The sequence below is a fragment of the Lysobacter rhizosphaerae genome, from assembly GCF_054779795.1.
Genome location: NZ_BAAGXO010000002.1, coordinates 145,471 through 162,145, shown reverse-complemented (window position 1 = coordinate 162,145; position 16,675 = coordinate 145,471). Strand labels below are relative to the sequence as shown.

19 protein-coding genes are annotated in these 16,675 nt (G+C 67.3%); 2 read left to right on the top strand and 17 right to left on the bottom strand.

Annotated elements, in window-relative coordinates:
- Window positions 1-86: 86 nt before the first annotated feature.
- The 13 genes from metX to ACYVGE_RS04800 all read right to left on the bottom strand — a co-directional run bounded on the left by metX (window position 87) and on the right by ACYVGE_RS04800 (window position 10,175).
- Window positions 87-1,199 (bottom strand): homoserine O-acetyltransferase MetX, encoded by a 1,113-nt coding sequence (gene metX, locus ACYVGE_RS04860; protein WP_460727603.1) that lies wholly within the window; start codon window positions 1,197-1,199, stop codon window positions 87-89.
- A 106-nt stretch (window positions 1,200-1,305) separates the two neighbouring features.
- On the bottom strand, window positions 1,306-1,731 hold the full coding sequence (locus ACYVGE_RS04855; RefSeq protein ID WP_460727602.1) for an organic hydroperoxide resistance protein: 426 nt from the start codon (window positions 1,729-1,731) through the stop codon (window positions 1,306-1,308).
- Between the two features lie 114 nt (window positions 1,732-1,845).
- Entirely contained in the window at window positions 1,846-2,316 is a 471-nt protein-coding gene (locus tag ACYVGE_RS04850; protein ID WP_460727600.1) for a MarR family winged helix-turn-helix transcriptional regulator, read from the bottom strand.
- Between the two features lie 449 nt (window positions 2,317-2,765).
- On the bottom strand, window positions 2,766-3,767 hold the full coding sequence (locus ACYVGE_RS04845) for a tetratricopeptide repeat protein (RefSeq protein ID WP_460727598.1): 1,002 nt from the start codon (window positions 3,765-3,767) through the stop codon (window positions 2,766-2,768).
- A gap of 1 nt (window position 3,768) precedes the next feature.
- Window positions 3,769-4,236, bottom strand: coding sequence for a cytochrome c-type biogenesis protein (locus ACYVGE_RS04840; RefSeq protein ID WP_460727596.1), 468 nt, complete (start codon window positions 4,234-4,236; stop codon window positions 3,769-3,771).
- Complete coding sequence (locus ACYVGE_RS04835; protein WP_460727594.1) at window positions 4,233-4,805, bottom strand: DsbE family thiol:disulfide interchange protein; 573 nt, start codon at window positions 4,803-4,805, stop codon at window positions 4,233-4,235. Before ACYVGE_RS04835 ends, ACYVGE_RS04840 begins: the two co-directional genes overlap by 4 nt.
- The gene (locus tag ACYVGE_RS04830; RefSeq protein ID WP_460727592.1) at window positions 4,802-6,754 is read right to left on the bottom strand and encodes a heme lyase CcmF/NrfE family subunit; all 1,953 of its coding nucleotides are present in this window, start codon (window positions 6,752-6,754) and stop codon (window positions 4,802-4,804) included. The genes ACYVGE_RS04835 and ACYVGE_RS04830 overlap by 4 nt, the downstream gene beginning before the upstream one ends.
- A gap of 3 nt (window positions 6,755-6,757) precedes the next feature.
- Window positions 6,758-7,231 carry a cytochrome c maturation protein CcmE gene (ccmE, locus tag ACYVGE_RS04825; protein WP_460727590.1) on the bottom strand — a complete coding sequence of 158 codons (474 nt, stop codon included), beginning with the start codon at window positions 7,229-7,231 and terminating at the stop codon, window positions 6,758-6,760.
- Window positions 7,228-7,407, bottom strand: coding sequence for a heme exporter protein CcmD (ccmD, locus tag ACYVGE_RS04820; protein ID WP_460727588.1), 180 nt, complete (start codon window positions 7,405-7,407; stop codon window positions 7,228-7,230). Before ccmD ends, ccmE begins: the two co-directional genes overlap by 4 nt.
- Entirely contained in the window at window positions 7,404-8,165 is a 762-nt protein-coding gene (locus ACYVGE_RS04815) for a heme ABC transporter permease (protein WP_310052266.1), read from the bottom strand. Before ACYVGE_RS04815 ends, ccmD begins: the two co-directional genes overlap by 4 nt.
- Before the next feature lie 70 nt (window positions 8,166-8,235).
- Complete coding sequence (ccmB, locus tag ACYVGE_RS04810) at window positions 8,236-8,958, bottom strand: heme exporter protein CcmB (RefSeq protein WP_460727586.1); 723 nt, start codon at window positions 8,956-8,958, stop codon at window positions 8,236-8,238.
- A complete protein-coding gene (gene ccmA, locus ACYVGE_RS04805; protein ID WP_460727684.1) occupies window positions 8,955-9,602 on the bottom strand; it encodes a heme ABC exporter ATP-binding protein CcmA in 648 nt (215 codons plus the stop codon). The genes ccmB and ccmA overlap by 4 nt, the downstream gene beginning before the upstream one ends.
- A 99-nt stretch (window positions 9,603-9,701) precedes the next feature.
- A complete protein-coding gene (locus tag ACYVGE_RS04800) occupies window positions 9,702-10,175 on the bottom strand; it encodes a DUF3293 domain-containing protein (protein WP_460727584.1) in 474 nt (157 codons plus the stop codon).
- A 137-nt stretch (window positions 10,176-10,312) separates the two neighbouring features.
- On the opposite strand from ACYVGE_RS04800, the gene ACYVGE_RS04795 reads away from it, so the two are divergent.
- The gene (locus ACYVGE_RS04795; RefSeq protein ID WP_460727582.1) at window positions 10,313-11,461 is read left to right on the top strand and encodes a pyridoxal phosphate-dependent aminotransferase; all 1,149 of its coding nucleotides are present in this window, start codon (window positions 10,313-10,315) and stop codon (window positions 11,459-11,461) included.
- A gap of 128 nt (window positions 11,462-11,589) precedes the next feature.
- Here the strand turns inward: ACYVGE_RS04795 and ACYVGE_RS04790 are convergent, their stop codons facing one another.
- On the bottom strand, window positions 11,590-13,506 hold the full coding sequence (locus ACYVGE_RS04790; protein WP_460727579.1) for a M56 family metallopeptidase: 1,917 nt from the start codon (window positions 13,504-13,506) through the stop codon (window positions 11,590-11,592).
- Window positions 13,499-13,903, bottom strand: coding sequence for a BlaI/MecI/CopY family transcriptional regulator (locus tag ACYVGE_RS04785; protein WP_457095985.1), 405 nt, complete (start codon window positions 13,901-13,903; stop codon window positions 13,499-13,501). Before ACYVGE_RS04785 ends, ACYVGE_RS04790 begins: the two co-directional genes overlap by 8 nt.
- Before the next feature lie 127 nt (window positions 13,904-14,030).
- On the opposite strand from ACYVGE_RS04785, the gene ACYVGE_RS04780 reads away from it, so the two are divergent.
- Window positions 14,031-15,308, top strand: coding sequence for a threonine synthase (locus tag ACYVGE_RS04780; protein WP_460727576.1), 1,278 nt, complete (start codon window positions 14,031-14,033; stop codon window positions 15,306-15,308).
- 3 nt (window positions 15,309-15,311) lie between these two features.
- Here ACYVGE_RS04780 and ACYVGE_RS04775 read toward each other — a convergent pair whose 3' ends face one another.
- Both ACYVGE_RS04775 and ACYVGE_RS04770 read right to left on the bottom strand, forming a co-directional pair.
- Entirely contained in the window at window positions 15,312-16,142 is an 831-nt protein-coding gene (locus ACYVGE_RS04775; protein ID WP_460727574.1) for a class I SAM-dependent methyltransferase, read from the bottom strand.
- Window positions 16,143-16,153: 11 nt separating this feature from the next.
- On the bottom strand, window positions 16,154-16,633 hold the full coding sequence (locus tag ACYVGE_RS04770) for a VOC family protein (protein ID WP_460727572.1): 480 nt from the start codon (window positions 16,631-16,633) through the stop codon (window positions 16,154-16,156).
- Window positions 16,634-16,675: the final 42 nt, after the last annotated feature.

Below are 16,675 nucleotides of genomic sequence, written 5' to 3'. Positions count from 1 at the left end.
CGGCCGCTGGCGGGCGCGGGCCTGCGTCCAGATTCTGGCGTGCGATTCCGTCTGGAGGCCCCGCCAGTTGGGGGGCGGCCCAAGGTTCAAAGCCCGGCGAGAAATCCGCCGACCGCCGGGCCGAAGCGGTCGATGTCGACCAGGAAGGCATCATGGCCCTGCGGCGATTCCAGCGGCAGGAAATCCGCGTCGGCGCCGCCCGCGCGCAGGCCGTCGGCGACTTCCTGCTGCTGCTGCAGCGGAAACAGGATGTCGGTGTGCACGCCGATCGCGAGCGCCTTCTCGACGCGGATCTTCGCCAGTCCGGCCATGGCGTCGCCGCCGGCGTATTCGCCGAGGTCGAACCAGTCCATCGAGCGGCTGAGATAGAGGTAGCAGTTGGGGTCGTACCGGCGCACGAAGCGGCGGGCATGGCCTTCGAGGTAGCTCTCCACCTGGAACTCGAGGCCGAAGGGCTCTTCGTCGGGCCGATCGGATTCCAGGCGCACGCGGCCGAAGCGGCCGTCCCATTCCAGCGCGGAACGGTAGGTGATGACGCCGAGCTTGCGCGCCATGCGCATGCCGGATTCCGGGTAGTGCGCGTCGGTGTAGTTGCCGTGGTTCCACTCCGGGTCGAGGCGGATGGCCTCGCGCTGGAGCGAGCGGATCGCGATCGAGAAGGGCAGTGCGCGCGCCGCGCCGGAGATGTTGATGTGCGAGCGCGCCATACCCGGGTGCAGCAGCAGCAGGGCGAGGGCGGTCATTCCCCCCATCGAATTGCCGATGACGCAGGCCAGGCGCTCGATCCCGAGCGCGCGCACCACGTGCGCTGCGGCATTGGCGCCGTCTTCGACCGCAAGGTCGGGAAAATCGAGGCGGTAGGTGTCGCCGGTAGCCGGATTGATCGAAGCCGGGCCGGTGGATCCCTTGCAGCTGCCCAGCGAATTCACGCAGATCACGAACCAGCGATCGCTGTCGATAGGTTTACCCGGTCCCACCATCGGCTCCCACCAGCCGGCTTCCGGGTTCGCTTCGTTCGCCGCCGCGTGCGCGTCGGGCGACAGGCCGGTGACGATCAGGATCGCGTTGTCGCGCGCCGCATTGAGTTCTCCCCAGGTTTCAAAGGCGACGCGTGCATCGCGCAATTCGCCGCCGCGTTTCATTGCGAAGGGCGAGGGCAGGTCGAAGTAGCGGGTGCCTACGGGAATGAATTCGGTCATGGGGCCGAAGTTTAACAACGGCCGCCGCGATTCCCGCACGGCGGCCGCAATGCTGGCGCGCGTGGCATGGAACACAGCGCGTGTCCATGCCATGCGCGGGCGCAAATCACACGATGGTCAGGGTGACGTCGATGTTGCCGCGGGTCGCGTTGGAGTACGGGCAGACCTGATGGGCCTTGGCGACCAGGTCTTCCACGGTTTCGCGCGGCACGCCCGGAACCGAGATCTGCAGCTCGGCCTGGATGCCGAAGGCCTGGCCGACGGGGCCGATGCTGACATTGCCGGTGATCGCGGTGTCGGCGGGCAGGGCGACCTTTTCGCGCGCGGCGACGACCTTCAGTGCGCCGATGAAGCAGGCCGAATAGCCGGCGGCGAACAGCTGCTCGGGATTGGTGCCGGGACCGCCGGCGCCGCCGAGTTCGCGCGGGGTGGAGAGCTGGATGTCCAGCACCTTGTCGGAGGAGACGGCGCGGCCGTCGCGGCCGCCGGTGGCGGTGGAGGTGGCGGTGTAGAGGACTTTGTCGAGGGCCATGGTTGCGGTTCCTTGTGGGGTGGGGTGGGGCGGGGGTTTGACGTTCGTGCTATTAAATAGCGCGCTACTTGATTGGGGTGCGTTGAAACTGTGCGAGTGCCGCGGGGACAGCCGCTACGATTCTGCGTCGGTGTGGAGGTTGGCGCGCAGGCCTTCGAGTTCCGCCTTGAGCGTCACCAGTTGCTCCTTCGAGAGCCCGGCGGAGCAGTAGATGCCTTCGGGCACCTGCGCGGCCTTGGCCTGCAGGGTCTTGCCGGCGCGGGTGAGGCGGATCACGACCTGGCGCTCGTCCTGCGCGGAACGTTCGCGCATCACCAGGCCATTGGCTTCCAGGCGCTTGAGCAGGGGCGTCAGGGTCGCCGAGTCCAGGAACAGGCGCTCGCCGATGGCGGACACGGTGATCTCGTCGTTCTCCCACAGCACCAGCATCACCAGGTACTGCGGATAGGTCAGGTCCAGCTTTGCCAACAGCTTGCGATAGATCTTGGTCATCGCCAGCGAGGTCGAATACAGCGCGAAGCACAGCTGGTTGTCCAGCTTCAGGGCGCGGGCGGCTTTGCTGTCGAGGGAGGACGGGGTGGCCATGGGTGTGCAATTTAGATAGCGCGCTATGTAATTGCAAGCGATCTATGGCGACATGCGTGGAACGCTGCGGGCCGCCTGCGATTTGGGAGAGGCAAGGGCAAAAGCAGCTCGCTGCGCTCGCTCCCCCTCACCCGCCCTTCGGGCGCCCTCTCCCCGCGATGCGGGGAGAGAGGAGAGCTCCTTCTCCCCGCGATGCGGGGAGAGGGGGAGCCGTCGCCTGCTTCTTCTCCCCGCTTGCGGGGAGAAGCTGCCCCGAAGGGGCAGAAGAGGGGGAGCGAGCGCAGCGAGTTGCTTGTCTTCGATAAGCAACGACAAAAGCAAAAGCAGCTCGCTGCGCTCGCGCCCCTCACACGCCCTTCGGGCACCCTCTCCCCGCGATGCGGGGAGAGAGGAGAACCATCGTCCTGCTTCTTCTTCTCCCCGCGATGCGGGGAGAAGGGGAAGCACAACTACTGGACGACGCGGTCGACGTGCAGCGTATAAACCGCGCCGGCCTGGGCCTTGGCCGCCTGCGCGGCGGATTCGAAATCGCCAGCCGCGCGATTGGCAGTCCCCTGGCGCGACACGCGGGCGAGGATCTCGACCGCGCCGATCTGCGACAGCTTCATCGTCGGCATCGGGCTGTCGCCGTCGCCGAGTTCCACCGTGAGCGGGAAGCCGCTAGCCGGCACGCGCTTGACCGCGACCGGCATCGGCGGGCCGCCGGCCTGGCGCGCGATGACGAACAAGGCGTCGTTCGCGCCCAACTGCTTCTGCAGCTCGGGGGCCAGTTCGACGGTGACGCGCAACAACACGGGTGCTTTCTCGACAGCAGGCGCGGACAACGGCGCCAGTCCGGCTTCGGTGCGGGCCGCGTTGATCTGCTCGAGCAGGCTGCCTGCGGTGGTCGCGTCGACGATGTCGAGCAACGGCTCCCATGTCTTCGCCGCTTCCGCGGGTTGCTTGGCCTGGCGCTGGGCGATGCCGAGGAACCAGCGCGCCCGCTGGTGCATGGGCTGGATTTCCAGCGCATGGCGGAGCAGGGCGACGGCGTCGGCGTCGAAGCGGCGGCCCTCGTTGGCCAGGGCGCGCGCTTCCGCTGCTTCGGCGAGCAGGTCGGGTTCATTGGGTGCGAGTTTCACCGCGGTCGCATAGGCATCACGCGCCTGTGCCATGCGGCCCTGCGCGGCCTGTGACCGGGCGAGGAGGCGCCAGCCTTCGGGCTGGTTGGGGTTGCGCTGCAGTTCGGTCTCGAGCTGGCCGATCGCATCGGCCAGCGTTTCCGGTGCGTGCCGCTGCGCGGGATCGAGCGCGCGTGGCGTGCCGACCAGCAGGTAGAGCAGGGCGGCGACCATGCCGATCGACGTGATCATGCCCATCGCAACGCCACGGCTGACGCGCCACAGGGGGAACAGGACCAGGCCAAGCACGGACACGACGATCACCGCCGCGGCAAAAACGAAAAGCGTCACCTCACCACTCCTGTTCGTCGTCGGCGACGGAAGTCGCCGTGCCTGCGCGCCTGCGCACGACGGAGGCAACGATGAACCCGCCTGCCAGCAGCACCAGTGCGGGCCCGAACCACAGCAGCCAGGTCGTGGACTCGACCTGCGGGCGATACAGCACGAATTCGCCGTAACGGGCGACCAGGAAATCCTTGATCTCGCGATCCGACTTGCCCTGCCGCATCAGGTCCAGTACTTCCCGGCGCAGGTCGCGGGCGATCTGTGCGTTGGAGTCCGCCAGCGACTGGTTCTGGCACATCACGCAGCGCAGCTCGGTGGCGAGGCGATGGAAGCGCGCTTCCTCCGCGCTGCTGGTGAACGCCAGCGGCGCTTCCGGCTTGCCCGGCTGCGCAACGGCCAGCGACGCACACAGCATCAGGATGGATGCGGCCGCAAGCAGCGCAATTCGTACGCGTTGGAGTCCGTGGGATTTCATTGGCCGCGCTCGATCTCGGCGAGCTTGGGCAGCACTTCATCGGCAATGACCTCGTCGGTCAGCGGCCCGGTGGACTTCCAGCGCACGACGCCCTTGCCATCGACGAGGAAGGTTTCCGGTGCGCCAGAGATGCCCCAGTCGATCGCGGCCTTGCTGTCGCGATCGGTGACGACGATCCAGTACGGATTGCCGAATTGTTCCAGCCAGCGCAGCGCGTCGGCGTGCTCGTCGTTCCAGTTGAACCCGACCACGCGCACGCGCTTGGTTTCAGCGAAGCGCGTCAGCACCGGGTGTTCCTCGCGGCACGACGGACACCAGCTGCCCCAGACGTTGAGGAGGTAGGGCGCGCCCTGCAGGTCCCGCGTGCCGAAGAGACGACCGGCTTCGTGCAGGACCGGCAGTTCGAACGTGGGCGCGGTCTTGCCGATCAGCGGCGAGGGCAGCGCCTCACGGTTCGGGTTGCGGCTCATCCACACGCCAGCGGCGAGCAGCAGGCCCAGTAGGCCCACGACCAGCAACGGTGCCCAGCGCATCAAAGGCCGGCGCACGATCGGCTTGGGTTCGCTCACGCGGTTGTCTCCAGGGCTTCACCGGCTGCCACCCGGCGTGTTTCGGTCCTGGCGAAGCGGCGATCGGTCGCCGTCACCAGTCCGCCCAGCATCATCAGCAGCGCACCGCCCCAGATCCAGCGCACGAACGGCTTTACGTGCACGCGCAAGGCCCAGGTGCCGCCGCCGAGTGGTTCGCCCATCGCGACGTACAGGTCGCGTCTGAAGCCCGGATCGATCGCGGCTTCGGTCATCACCTGGCCGCCGCTGGTGTACGCGCGCTTTTCCGGATGCAGGACCGTCACGGGCGCGTCGTCATGGAATACCGTGACGGTGCCACGATCGCCGACGTAGTTCGGTCCCTGGTAGCGCTCCGCGCCGTCGAAGCGGAAGGCGTAGCGGCCGAGTTCGACGCTCTGGCCCTGGGCCACGGCGACTTCGCGCTGCTGGCTCAGGCCTTCGGTCAGCAGGGCGCCAACCAGGAAGATGGCGATGCCGAAGTGCGCCAGCGTCATGCCGAGCATTTCAGCGGTGAACTGCCTGCCGGCCTGCGCGAAGCGCGTCCACACGAAGCGCAGGGTGCCGACGACGATCCACACGGCCGCGAGCACGCCCGCCAGCACTTTCCACGACGACTGCGGCGTCAGGAAGTAGGCGGCGACGCCGACGAGGAGCGCCAGCACGCCCCACGGCAACAGCATCGCCAGCGGCTTCGACACCTGCTCGCGCTGCCAGCGCGTGACCGGGCCGAACGGCAACAGCAGGATCAGCGGCGCCATCAGCACCATGAACATCAGCGCGAAGTAGGGCGGGCCCACCGAAATCTTGCCGAGGTCCAGGGCATCGGCGAGCAGCGGATACAGCGTGCCCAGCAACACCATCGCGCAGGCCGTCGACAGCAGCAGGTTGTTGGCCAGGAGCAGGGTTTCACGCGATGCCACGTTGAAGGGCGCGCCGCTGTCGTCCGATGGCGCCCGCAACGCGTACAGCACCAGCGATCCGCCGATCACGATGCCCAGGAAGACCAGGATGAACAGTCCGCGCGCGGGGTCGGACGCAAATGCATGCACCGAGGTCAGCACCCCCGAGCGCACGAGGAACGTGCCCAGCAGCGACAGCGAGAACGTCGCGATGGCCAGCAGCAGCGTCCAGCCGCGGAAGCTCCCGCGTTTCTCGGTCACCGCCTGCGAATGCAGCAAGGCCGCGCCCGCGAGCCAGGGCATGAAGGACGCATTCTCGACCGGATCCCAGAACCACCAGCCGCCCCAGCCCAGTTCGTAATAGGCCCACCACGAACCCAGCGCGATGCCAAGGGTCAGGAACGCCCATGCGACGTTGGTCCAGGGCCGCGTCCAGCGCAGCCAGCGGGCATCGATGCGTCCGTCGAGCAGTGCGGCAATCGCGAACGCGAACGGCACCGAGAATCCGACGTAACCCAGGTACAGCATCGGCGGATGGATGATCATCCCCGGATCCTGCAGCAGCGGATTCAGGTCGCGGCCTTCGGCGACCGCCGGCAGCAGGCGCTCGAACGGGTTGCTGGTGAAGATCAGGAAGGCGAGGAAGCCGAATGCCACCGCGCCCATCACGCCGAGCACGCGGGCGATGACTTCGGCCGGCAACCGCTGCGAGAACCGCGCGACCGCCGCCGTCCAGATCGACAGGATCAGCGCCCAGAGCAGCAGCGAACCTTCGTGCGAGCCCCAGACCGCGGTGTAGCGATACACCATCGGCAACAGCGAGTTGCTGTTGATCGCGACGTACTTGATCGAGAAGTCCTGGCTGACGAATCCGTACGTCAGCACGCCGAACGCGAGCGCGACCAGCGCGAACTGTGCGAATGCGGCCGGCCGGGCGATCGCCATCCACGCGGGAATGCCGCGCTGCGCGCCGATCAGCGGAAGGATGGCCTGCAGCGCTGCAACCAGCAGCGCGAGGATGAGGGCGATCTGGCCAAGCTCAGGCAGCACGGCTTACCTGGTCTCCGCCGCGGGCGCCGCAGCTTGGATCTCGACGTCGTGCTTCTTGTGCGCCATGCCCATCTTGTCGGCGACTTCCTTCGGCATGTAGGTCTCGTCGTGCTTGGCGAGCACCTGTTCGGCGACGAAGTGGTTGCCTTCCATGCGCCCGGTGGCGATCACCGCCTGCTTCTCGCGGAACAGGTCGGGGAGGATGCCGGTATAGACCACGGGCATTTCCGCGTCGCCGTCGGTCACACGGAAGTGCGCCTCGAGCGAGCCTTGCGCGCGCTGGAACGAATTCGCGGAGACCATGCCGCCGAGGCGGAAGCGCGCATGTGCGCCAGTCTCGCCGCGCAGCACTTCGCTGGGGGTGAAGAGATAGGTGATATTGCGCTGGATCGCGTAGGTGATCATCGCGGCGGCGATGCCGGCGGCGGCGACCAGTGCGGCGATCCAGATCAGGCGGTTGCGGCGGATCGGGTTCATCGGCTCAATTCGTTGCGTGAAGTGCGTGCGGCTTCGCGCGAAGCGCGCAGGCGGGCGTTGCGAAGCTGGCGGCGGATCTGCAGGCGCGTGGCGACGTAGTCCCAGCCCAGCACGATCACGAATACCGCATAGGCGGCGATCAGGTAATTGACGTATGTCATGCCAGCGGTAGTCATGCGCGCGGCTCCGCCAGTTGCGCGACCCACGCCTTGCCGGATTCGCGGCGCAGGTTGTCGGCGCGGGCACGGGCGAGCAGGGCGCCGATGAACCACAGCTTGGTGCCGATGATCATGATGACCAGCGGCGGAATCATGCTGGCGTCCATCGTCGACTTGCCCAGCAGGCTGATGGTCTGTCCCTGGTGCAGCGAGTTCCACCACACCACCGAATAGCGGATCACCGGCAGCAGCGCCACGCCAACGATGGCGAGGAAACCGGCGGCGCGCGCGGCGGCGCGGCGGTCATCGATGGCGTTGTAGAGGCCGATCACGCCCAGGTACATGAAGAGCAGGATCAATTCGGTGGTCAGGCGCGGGTCCCAGTCCCACCACGTGCCCCACATCGGCTTGCCCCAGATCGAACCGGTGAGCAGGGTGATGAGGGTGAAGGCGGCGCCGATCGGCGCGCATGCCATGGCGAGGATCTCGCACAGCTTGATCCGCCACACCTGGGCGATCACCGCGTACACGGCCATCAGCGCGTACACCGCCATGCTCATCCATGCGCTCGGCACGTGGATGTAGAGGATGCGGAAGCTGTCGCCCTGCTGGTAATCGGCAGGCACGTGGAACAGGCCCCAGTACACGCCGACTGCCATGAGCAGCAGGCCCAACCCATAACCCCACGGCGCCCAGCGCGCGGCGAAGCGGTCGAAGTAGGGCGGTGAACCGAGTTGGTGGAACCAGCGGACGATTAAATTGGCGTTCCGATTCATGCGTTCACGTCCTTCCCGAACAGGGCCGGGAAGGTGGGTTGGGCGGTCGGTTGGATCGCGGTCAAGGACATCAGTTCAAGGCGATCCGGATCGCGGCGGCGGCGGCCAGCGGGGCCAACACCAGCGCCAGGACCAGCCCGGCCCCCAGCATCAACAGCGCTCCGGTGACGTCCAGTCCCTGCGCCGCCTGGACGACGCTGCCCGCTCCGAACACCAGCACCGGCACATAAAGCGGCAGCGCCAGCAGGGCTACAAGTATACCGGAGCGCCGCATTCCGACCGTCAGCGCGGCGACCACGGCGCCGAGCAGGCTCAGCAGCGGCGTGCCCAGCGCCAGCGAGGCCAGCAGCACGTTCAGCTGCGAGTGCGGCAGGTGCAGCAGCTCCGCCAGCAGCGGCGCCGCGACCAGCAGCGGCAGCGCCGTCGTCGCCCAGTGCATGAACGTCCGCACCAGTACCAGCCAGGCCAGCGGCACCGGCGCCAGCATCCATTGTTCGAGCGAGCCGTCCTCGGCATCGCCGCGGAACAGCGTGTCGAGCGCCAGCAGGCCGGCCAGCAACGAGGCCAGCCACAGCACCGCACCGGCCGACTTCGCCAGCGTCGCCCGGTCGTTGCCCAGCGCCAGCGCGAACAGCGTCACCACGAGCAAGGCGAACAGCGCCGGCTGCAGCGCATCGCCGCGCCGTCGCCACAGCAGGCGCAGGTCGCGCAGGAACAGCGCGCGCGCCGAGGCTTTCAGGCCGGGGGAGATCGCGCCGGGTGAAAGCGCGCCGGATGAAATCGCGAGCGTCATGCCGGCTTCCTCATCACCAGCATCCGCGTCCGTACCGGCGGCGCGGCATAGGCGCCGTGCGTCGTCACCAGCGTGGCGCCGCCGTCCTGCAGGTGCGCCTGCACCATGCGGTTGACCAGTTCGATGCCATCGAGGTCGAGGTTGGCGTACGGCTCGTCCAGCAGCCACAGCGGCGCCGGCGACAGCCACAGCCGCGCCAGCGACAAGCGCTTCTTCTGCCCCGCCGACAGCTGCCGCGCGAGTGCATCCTCGTAACCGGCCAGCCCGACCATCGCCATGGCCTGCTCCGGCAACAGCTGCGCCCGCCGACCGTGCAGCCCGCAGAGGAAATCGAGGTTTTCCAGCGAGCTCAGGTCGGCCTTCAGGGCCGGCAGGTGGCCGAGATAGGCGATGGCATGCGAGCGCTGGTAAGCGTCCGCGCTGCGGCCTTCGATCAGGATCTCGCCCTCGTCCAGCCGCAGCAATCCGGCCAGCACCCGCAGCAATGTGGTCTTGCCCGCGCCGTTGTCGCCCTGCACGAGCAGGGCCTCGTTCGCTTCGACCGCCAGGTCCAGCGGCCCGAACACCGGTTCGTCATTGCGCGAAAAACGCAGGCCGCGCGCCTCCAGCAGTGGCGGGGCGGTCTTTGGCGGGGTGTTGTCCAGGGCGTTGTCCAGGGCCGCAACCGGGCAGGCAGCGGCAGCGGGCCGCGAAGACGCGATTTTATGCGATCGGCCCGGGTCGCCGCCCGGTCACCCGGAGGTTCAGGCCCCGGCCCAGTCGATGCAGGGTTCCGGCACGGGCTGGGCAGGCCGGGGCATCAGCATCCGCAGCCGCACCGGCTCGCCGAAGGCCCAGGCCAGCACGCCCGCCTGGCCGAATTCGCGTCCAACCCGATCGAGCACCGCCTCGTCGACATCTCCGACCAGCCACCCGGCTTCGCACCAGTGGCCGTCCTTGTCATAGGCATGCGCCGGGTGGCGCGGCACGCCGATGGCATCGAGCCGGGCCAGGAGCGCGGCATTGGCCGCTTCGTTGGCGGCATCCGAATGCGGCACCGATGCCGGATTCCACGCGGTGATGAAGCCGTATTGCCGTGCCGGCCAATACGCTTCCAGGTCCTGCGCCGGCCTGCCCACGCGCAGGAGCAGGGCATCGCCGTCGAGCGCGACGGCGTACTCGGCCCGGGCGTAGGCCGCCGCCAGTTCAGCGGCATTGACGATCTGCAGCTCGCGCATGACCCCAGTCTCCCCATCCTTCATGACAGGTGTATCCATCGACAGCGGCCCATCGCCAACACTAGCGGGTTTGTCATTAGTCCGCAGCAGTGCCATTCCTTACACTTCGGACTTTCCCCAATCGCACGTCCCGCGCAATGACCCCGGAAACCAAGCTGCCCAAGGTCGGCACCACCATCTTCACCGTGATGTCGCAGCTCGCCGTCGAGCACGGCGCGGTCAACCTCGGCCAGGGCTTCCCGGACTTCAACGTGCCCGAGCGCCTGATCGAAGCGCTCGACCGTGCGATGCGCGAAGGCAAGAACCAGTACGCCCCGATGACCGGCATCCCCGCGCTGCGCCAGGCCATCGCCGCCAAGACCGAGCGCTGCTACGGCTACCGCCCCGATGCCGACGCCGAGATCACCGTGACCTCCGGCGCTTCCGAGGCCATCTTCGACGCCGTCCTCGCGATCGTGCGCCCCGGCGATGAGGTCATCGTCCTCGACCCCTGCTACGACTGCTACGAACCGGCCATCGACCTCGCAGGCGCCACCGCCATCCACGTCCCCCTGGATCCGCAGACCTTCGCCCCCGACTGGGACCGCATCCGCGCCGCAGTCAGCCCGAAGACGCGCATGCTGATGATCAACACCCCGCATAACCCGTCCGGCGCGATGTTCAGTGCCGACGACATCGCCCAGCTCACGGCGTTGATCAGCGGCACCCACATCTACCTGCTGTCCGACGAGGTGTACGAGCACATCATCTTCGACGGTGCGCGCCACGAGTCGGTGCTGCGCTATCCGGAACTGCGCGAACGCGCCTTCGTGGTTTCCAGCTTCGGCAAGACCTACCACTGCACCGGCTGGAAGCTCGGCTACTGCATCGCACCGCCCGCGCTGTCGGCGGAATTCCGCAAGGTGCACCAGTACAACACCTTCTGCACCTTCGCTCCTGCGCAGTGGGCGTTCGCGGAAATGATCGAAGCCGAACCGGCGCACTACGAAGGGCTCGGCGCGTTCTACCAGGCCAAGCGCGACCGTTTCCGCGAGCAGCTGCTGACGACGAAGCTCAAGCCGCTCGCCGTACCCGGTGGCTACTTCCAGCTCGTCGACTACTCGGCCGTGAGCGATCTCGACGACGTGGCCTTCTGCCGCTGGCTCACCATCGAGAAGGGCGTGGCTGCGATTCCGTTGTCGCCGTTCTACGAAGCTGCGCCGGCAGGGCAGCGCATCGCGCGACTGTGCTTCGCCAAGAATGAAGCGACGCTGGATGCTGCGATCGAGCGCCTGCTCAAACTCTGATCGCCACGCCGGGCCCCTTGCCCACGGCGCGAAGTTCGACTGACCTGCTCAACCTGCGTTGAGTCAGCGCTGCGCCGGCCTGCCGCCCATGTAGGCGGCAGGCTGGCATGCCAATCACTGCTGGCCGATCACTGGTTGACCGGTGCCGGTTTGGCCAGCCCTTTGTTCATGGCTTCTGTCAGCAGCTTGTCCATTTCACGCTCCGCCTGGTCGATGAGCTTTTCCTGCTGCTTGCCCAGGGCGTCCATGCGCTTGCCGAGCGCTTCCATCGGCTTGCCGGCTTCCTCCATCTGGCGGCCCAGCGCCTCCATCGGCTGCATCCGGGCTTCCATGCGCGCGGATTCGGCATCCATCACTTCGGATTGCTGGTCCATCTGCCGGGACAGCGCATCCTGTTGCTGTGACAGCGTCTCCATCTGGCGTTCGGCCTGTTCGCGTTGGGCGTCGGTGCCGTCGTGCATGGACGCCGCCAGTCGCGATTGCTTTGCAGCCAGCGTCTCTGCCTGCGCAGCCAGCAATTCCATTTGCTTTGCCGCGGCTTCCATCGCGGGGTTCTTCCCGTTGCCTTCGGACAGTTTTTCCATCTGGGCACCGAGCTGCTCCATCTTCGCTCCGTGTCCTTCCATCTCGTTGCCAAGCGCCTCCATCTGCGCGCCCAGCTTTTGGCTGTCGCGCCATGCGTCGTTGGCGCGCGCGACGATGCCCGGGTCCGACACCACATACGATTGCTTGTCGTGGCGGAACCAGATGAAGTCGGCATTGAGGCTGCGTTGAGCGCGCTTGATGGCGGGCAGGTCCTCGATGGAACCGGACATGGTGATGCTGTCGCCGTCCTTGGGTACCAGTGCATAGGCTTCCCGGGGCTTGCTGCCCACGTGGAGGCGCGTTGTCGGTGCGGAGGCAGGCGTCGCCTGCGCGACCTGGGTGACCTCGGTGGGTTGTGAGGCGGGCGTGGCTTGCGAGACAGGTGCGGCTTGCGAGACAGGTGCGGCCTGGGATACCGGCACCGCAACTTCGACCTTGGCGGCTTCGACGCGTTGGGCATCGCCGATTTGCGCATGGGCATAGAAAGCGATGCACGCGGCGGCGACGCCGAGCACCGGGAAGGCGAGCCTGCCGGCGGTGCTGCGGCGGCCGGGACGGACGAGGTGTTCGATGCGCGACATGAGATGGCCTCCGTGGGCGGCTTGCGCGAGATGGAGCGAGGGGCAATGGGTGTGGCGGAGCTCGGACAACTCGGACAGCGCGAGGGCGAGACGGCGCGGTTCGCCGGTCGCCTGCGCCGCCAGCTGGTCGGCGATGAGTTCGCGCTCGATGCGGATCCGGCGCGACAGCCACCAGGTGACGGGGTGGTAGAACAGCAGCGCTTCGACCGCGCCCTGCATCAGGTTCACCAGGTAGTCGTGGCGGCGGATATGGGCGAGTTCATGGGCCAGCAGCGCCTCGATCAGGTCGACCGGCATGCGCGTGAGCAGGGCGGCAGGCAAGAGGACCACCGGCCGCCACCAGCCCGCGGAAGCCGGCGAGTCGAGTGCATCGACCACGCGCAGGGCGACGCCGTGCAGACCGAAGCGCGAGGCGAGGGCGTCCAGGCGTGCCTGCCATGCGGCATGCATCTCGCCCTGCGGTGTGTTGCGCAGGCGCCGGATCCAGATCACGCCGAGCGTCATGCGCAGCGACAGCGAGCCGGCCCCTGCTGCCCATGCGGCGACGATCCATGGCAACGCACGATCGAAATCCGCGGGCCAGGCATGAGCGGTGAACACCTGTTGCGTCGCCATCGTCACGGACGTTGCCGCGATGGCCACCATGCCAGGCGCTGCAACCGGCGAAGCAGCGCGCAGTTCGAGCAGTACGCCCAGCATCGGCACCAGCGCGCAGGCGAGCAGGGCCAGGCAGGCGACTGCGTAGCGCAGTTGCGGGCGGGCATCGCGCAGCAGAAGCAACGCGATCGCAGTGGTCAACCCGATCAGCGTGCCTTGCCACAGGAAGTGCAGCAACGCATGGCCGAGTGCGGGTACCAGCAATGTCTGCCACTCAGTCATCGGTGTTCTCCCCGGCCGCATTCGCCTTCAGGAGCTGCTTGATTTCCTCGCGCTCCCGGGCGGTGACGTGATCGCTCAGTGCCGCGAGCACGAGCTCCTTGCCCGAGCCGGCGAAGGCCTTCTGGATCAGGTCCTTGAGCAGGTTGGTGCGCAGGGCGTCCTGCGCATGCGCCGTGCGGTAGACGTGCGAGCGCTGGCTTTCGTCCCGTAGCAGGAGACCCTTGGCATGCATTACCTGCATCAGCCGCAGGACATTGGCATAGGCCAGGTCCGGACGTTCCTTGAGCTGCGCCTGGTGCGCGTCCTTCACCGTGGAAGGACCCAGGCGCCAGATCACCCGCAGCAGATCGAGTTCGGCGGCGGTGGGCTTGGGAGTCTTGACGGACTTGCGGGGCATCGGGTCACTGCCGTTTCCAGGTCTGGCGCCACCCTAGGACATGTAGAACTATTTGTCTAGACCTTTTTGTCTATGTCGAAAGTCATGCCCCCTGCGGGCATGCCATGATCGATAAGCGCCCGCTGGAATGGCGGGATCGAGGGGGAAGAGCATGGGATTTGTCTGCGGCCTTCGCGGCGTGTCATCCGGGCAGATGTATCCGGCCGACGTGCCCATGAACCTCGACCCCGTCGATGGCCGCCTGGTCGAGATGGTGCTCGACCTTGCACGGCTCGCCCACGCGCATCCGAATGCCGCCTGGTACCACCCGGCGCGCCGCGACATGTGGCGCTTCGGCGCACTGATGGCCCTCGACGCCATGGATCCCGTCGATGCCGCGCACATCGTGGCGCTGGGCGAAGGGTGCACGCCGCTCCTCGACTACATCGACCATCCCGTCGCGATGGCTGCCGGGTTGACGCTGAAAGTGAAAGAGGAAGGGCGGGCGCATCCCGGGCATGGCGCGAATCCGACCCAGAGTTTCAAGGACCGTGGCATGGCCATGGTGGTGGCGCAGGCACGCCGGCTCGGCCTATCGCGGTTGGCCGTGCCGACACAGGGCAATGCGGGCGATTCGCTGGTGCGCTACGCACTCGCGGGTGGTCTCTCCGCCGTGGTGGCGATGCCGCCGGACACACCCGTACCGATCCTGGGCAATGTCGCCGCAGCGGCTCACCTGCATCCCGGCCGGATCGTGCTCGAACTCGCCGGCCCGACCATTCGTGAAGCGGGTGCGCTCATCAAGGACAAGTACCTGCCGCAGGGTTGGTTCTCGGTTGCCACGTTCCAGGAACCCGGCTGGCGAATCGAGGGCAAGAAATCGCTGGGCCTGGAGCTGGCCGAGCCCGCGCCCGGCGACACACGCTGGTCGCTGCCGGACGCAGTGGTCTATCCCACGGGCGGCGGCACCGGTGTGCTGGGCATGTGGAAGGCATGGGACGAGTTGGAGGCGCTAGGCCTGATCGGCTCGCGGCGCCCGCGCATGCTCTGCGTGCAGAGCGCCGCGATGGCACCGCTGGTGCGGGCCTTCGATGTGGGCCTTGCCGATACGAGTGCGCAGACCGGCCCCGGCACGATCGCATTCGGACTCAATGTCCCGGCGGGCGTTGGCCATTTCCGTGTCCTGCAGATCGTGCGTGCAAGCGGTGGTGCCTGTGTTGCGGTGGAGGAAGCCGATATCGCGGCGGAGCTGTCGCGCGTATGGCAACACACGCGCTGGTGGATCAGTCCCGAGGGTGCCGCCTGCCTGGCGGCACTGCCGCAACTGCTGGATCGTGGATTGCTGCGGCGGAACGAGCGGGTGGTGGTCGTGAACACCGGTTCCGCCGAGAAATACCTGCCGGCGATCCGGCATCTGCTCGCGTAGGGGTCAGCGCGCGACCGCCACCACGTGGGCCTGCAGATTGCCCTCGATGGCGCCTCGGGTGGCGCCGGCGTTGGTGCACATGGCGAGTGCTTCCGCGCTCGCGTCGACCGCGGCCTCCAGTTGTCCTTCACCGCGCATCTCGATCTCGTTGCGCAACGGCGTGCCCATGCAGAACGCGATGGCGGCGAGTCGCGGTGCATCCGCCCGGCTGCGCGCGGCGACGGTGGCGATGCGCGGCGGCGACTTGAAGCCCGCGGCCGCCAGGTCGCGCGCGACGACATCCGGGTCGGGGTATCCGTGCGGAATTCGCGCCAGGAACCTGGGCGGGTCGTCGGGGAACACCATCGCCAGCGTGCGCGTCACGATGTCCGGGAACGTGTTCGCGTCCAGGCGATCCCAGATATTGAAGACCAGCGTGCCACCCGGGCGCAGGACCCGGCGCGCTTCGGCGAAGGCCTTGGCCTTGTCGGGAAAGAACATCACGCCGAACTGGCAGGCAACGGTATCGACGCTGCTGTCCTCGAACGGCAGTTGCATCGCATCGGCCTGCTGCCAGGTCACGGGGCGCGCGGTGCCCATCCGGGCGGCGAGCTCGAGCATGGGCGCGTTGAGATCGGTGGCGACGATCGCGACGTCCGCCGGCAGGTGCGAGGCGAGTCCGCGCGTCACCACGCCGGTGCCTGCAGCGAGCTCGAGCACGCGTGTGCCCGGCAGTGCGGCGATCCTGGCAACCAGGTCATCCGCGAAGGGCTGGAAGATCATCGGCACCAGCAGCCGTTCGTAGAGCTCGGCGATGGAGCCGCTGAAGCGCGCATCGCTGGTGGATGCGTCCACGGGTCAGCGACTCAGTGCTTGGTCTTCTCCTGCATGTTCTTGACCCATTCCTCGCCGCGACGCTTCATTTCATCGGCGCTTACGTCTTCCTTGTGGGTGCCCAGCATCCACCTGTGGCCAAACGGGTCGAGCACGGTGCCCATGCGGTCGCCCCAGAACTGGTCCTCGGCGGGCTGCACGAGTTTCGCCCCGGCCTTTACGGCCCGGTCGATCGCTGCGTCCACGTCGGCCACATAGATCATGAATCCGCCGGTGTTGCCGCCCCGCGATTTCGGGCTGAGGGCATCCCACTCCTTGAATTCATCCGAGAGCATGAAACGGGAATCGCCGATCTGCATTTCCGCGTGGCCGATCTTGTCGCCCATGGGAAGACGATAGGTTTCTTTGGCATCGAATGCCTTTGTGTAGAACTCCATGGCTTTCTTCGCATCATCCACGATGGCCGATGGCGTGATGCTGTGGTAGCCGGAAGGGATTGGCTTGACGGCCATGACAAGGCTCCGTTGGTGGCTGACCTTTGAGGATGGAATCCA

Excerpts from the sequence above, each read along its gene's own strand:
- metX (WP_460727603.1), bottom strand. The coding sequence starts at position 1,199 with ATGACCGAATTCATTCCCGTAGGCACCCGCTACTTCGACCTGCCCTCG.
- ACYVGE_RS04855 (WP_460727602.1), bottom strand. The coding sequence starts at position 1,731 with ATGGCCCTCGACAAAGTCCTCTACACCGCCACCTCCACCGCCACCGGC.
- ACYVGE_RS04850 (WP_460727600.1), bottom strand. The coding sequence starts at position 2,316 with ATGGCCACCCCGTCCTCCCTCGACAGCAAAGCCGCCCGCGCCCTGAAG.
- ACYVGE_RS04840 (WP_460727596.1), bottom strand. The coding sequence starts at position 4,236 with ATGAAATCCCACGGACTCCAACGCGTACGAATTGCGCTGCTTGCGGCC.
- ccmE (WP_460727590.1), bottom strand. The coding sequence starts at position 7,231 with ATGAACCCGATCCGCCGCAACCGCCTGATCTGGATCGCCGCACTGGTC.
- ccmD (WP_460727588.1), bottom strand. The coding sequence starts at position 7,407 with ATGACTACCGCTGGCATGACATACGTCAATTACCTGATCGCCGCCTAT.
- ACYVGE_RS04815 (WP_310052266.1), bottom strand. The coding sequence starts at position 8,165 with ATGAATCGGAACGCCAATTTAATCGTCCGCTGGTTCCACCAACTCGGT.
- ccmB (WP_460727586.1), bottom strand. The coding sequence starts at position 8,958 with ATGACGCTCGCGATTTCATCCGGCGCGCTTTCACCCGGCGCGATCTCC.
- ACYVGE_RS04800 (WP_460727584.1), bottom strand. The coding sequence starts at position 10,175 with ATGCGCGAGCTGCAGATCGTCAATGCCGCTGAACTGGCGGCGGCCTAC.
- ACYVGE_RS04795 (WP_460727582.1), top strand. The coding sequence starts at position 10,313 with ATGACCCCGGAAACCAAGCTGCCCAAGGTCGGCACCACCATCTTCACC.
- ACYVGE_RS04790 (WP_460727579.1), bottom strand. The coding sequence starts at position 13,506 with ATGACTGAGTGGCAGACATTGCTGGTACCCGCACTCGGCCATGCGTTG.
- ACYVGE_RS04785 (WP_457095985.1), bottom strand. The coding sequence starts at position 13,903 with ATGCCCCGCAAGTCCGTCAAGACTCCCAAGCCCACCGCCGCCGAACTC.
- ACYVGE_RS04780 (WP_460727576.1), top strand. The coding sequence starts at position 14,031 with ATGGCGGGATCGAGGGGGAAGAGCATGGGATTTGTCTGCGGCCTTCGC.
- ACYVGE_RS04770 (WP_460727572.1), bottom strand. The coding sequence starts at position 16,633 with ATGGCCGTCAAGCCAATCCCTTCCGGCTACCACAGCATCACGCCATCG.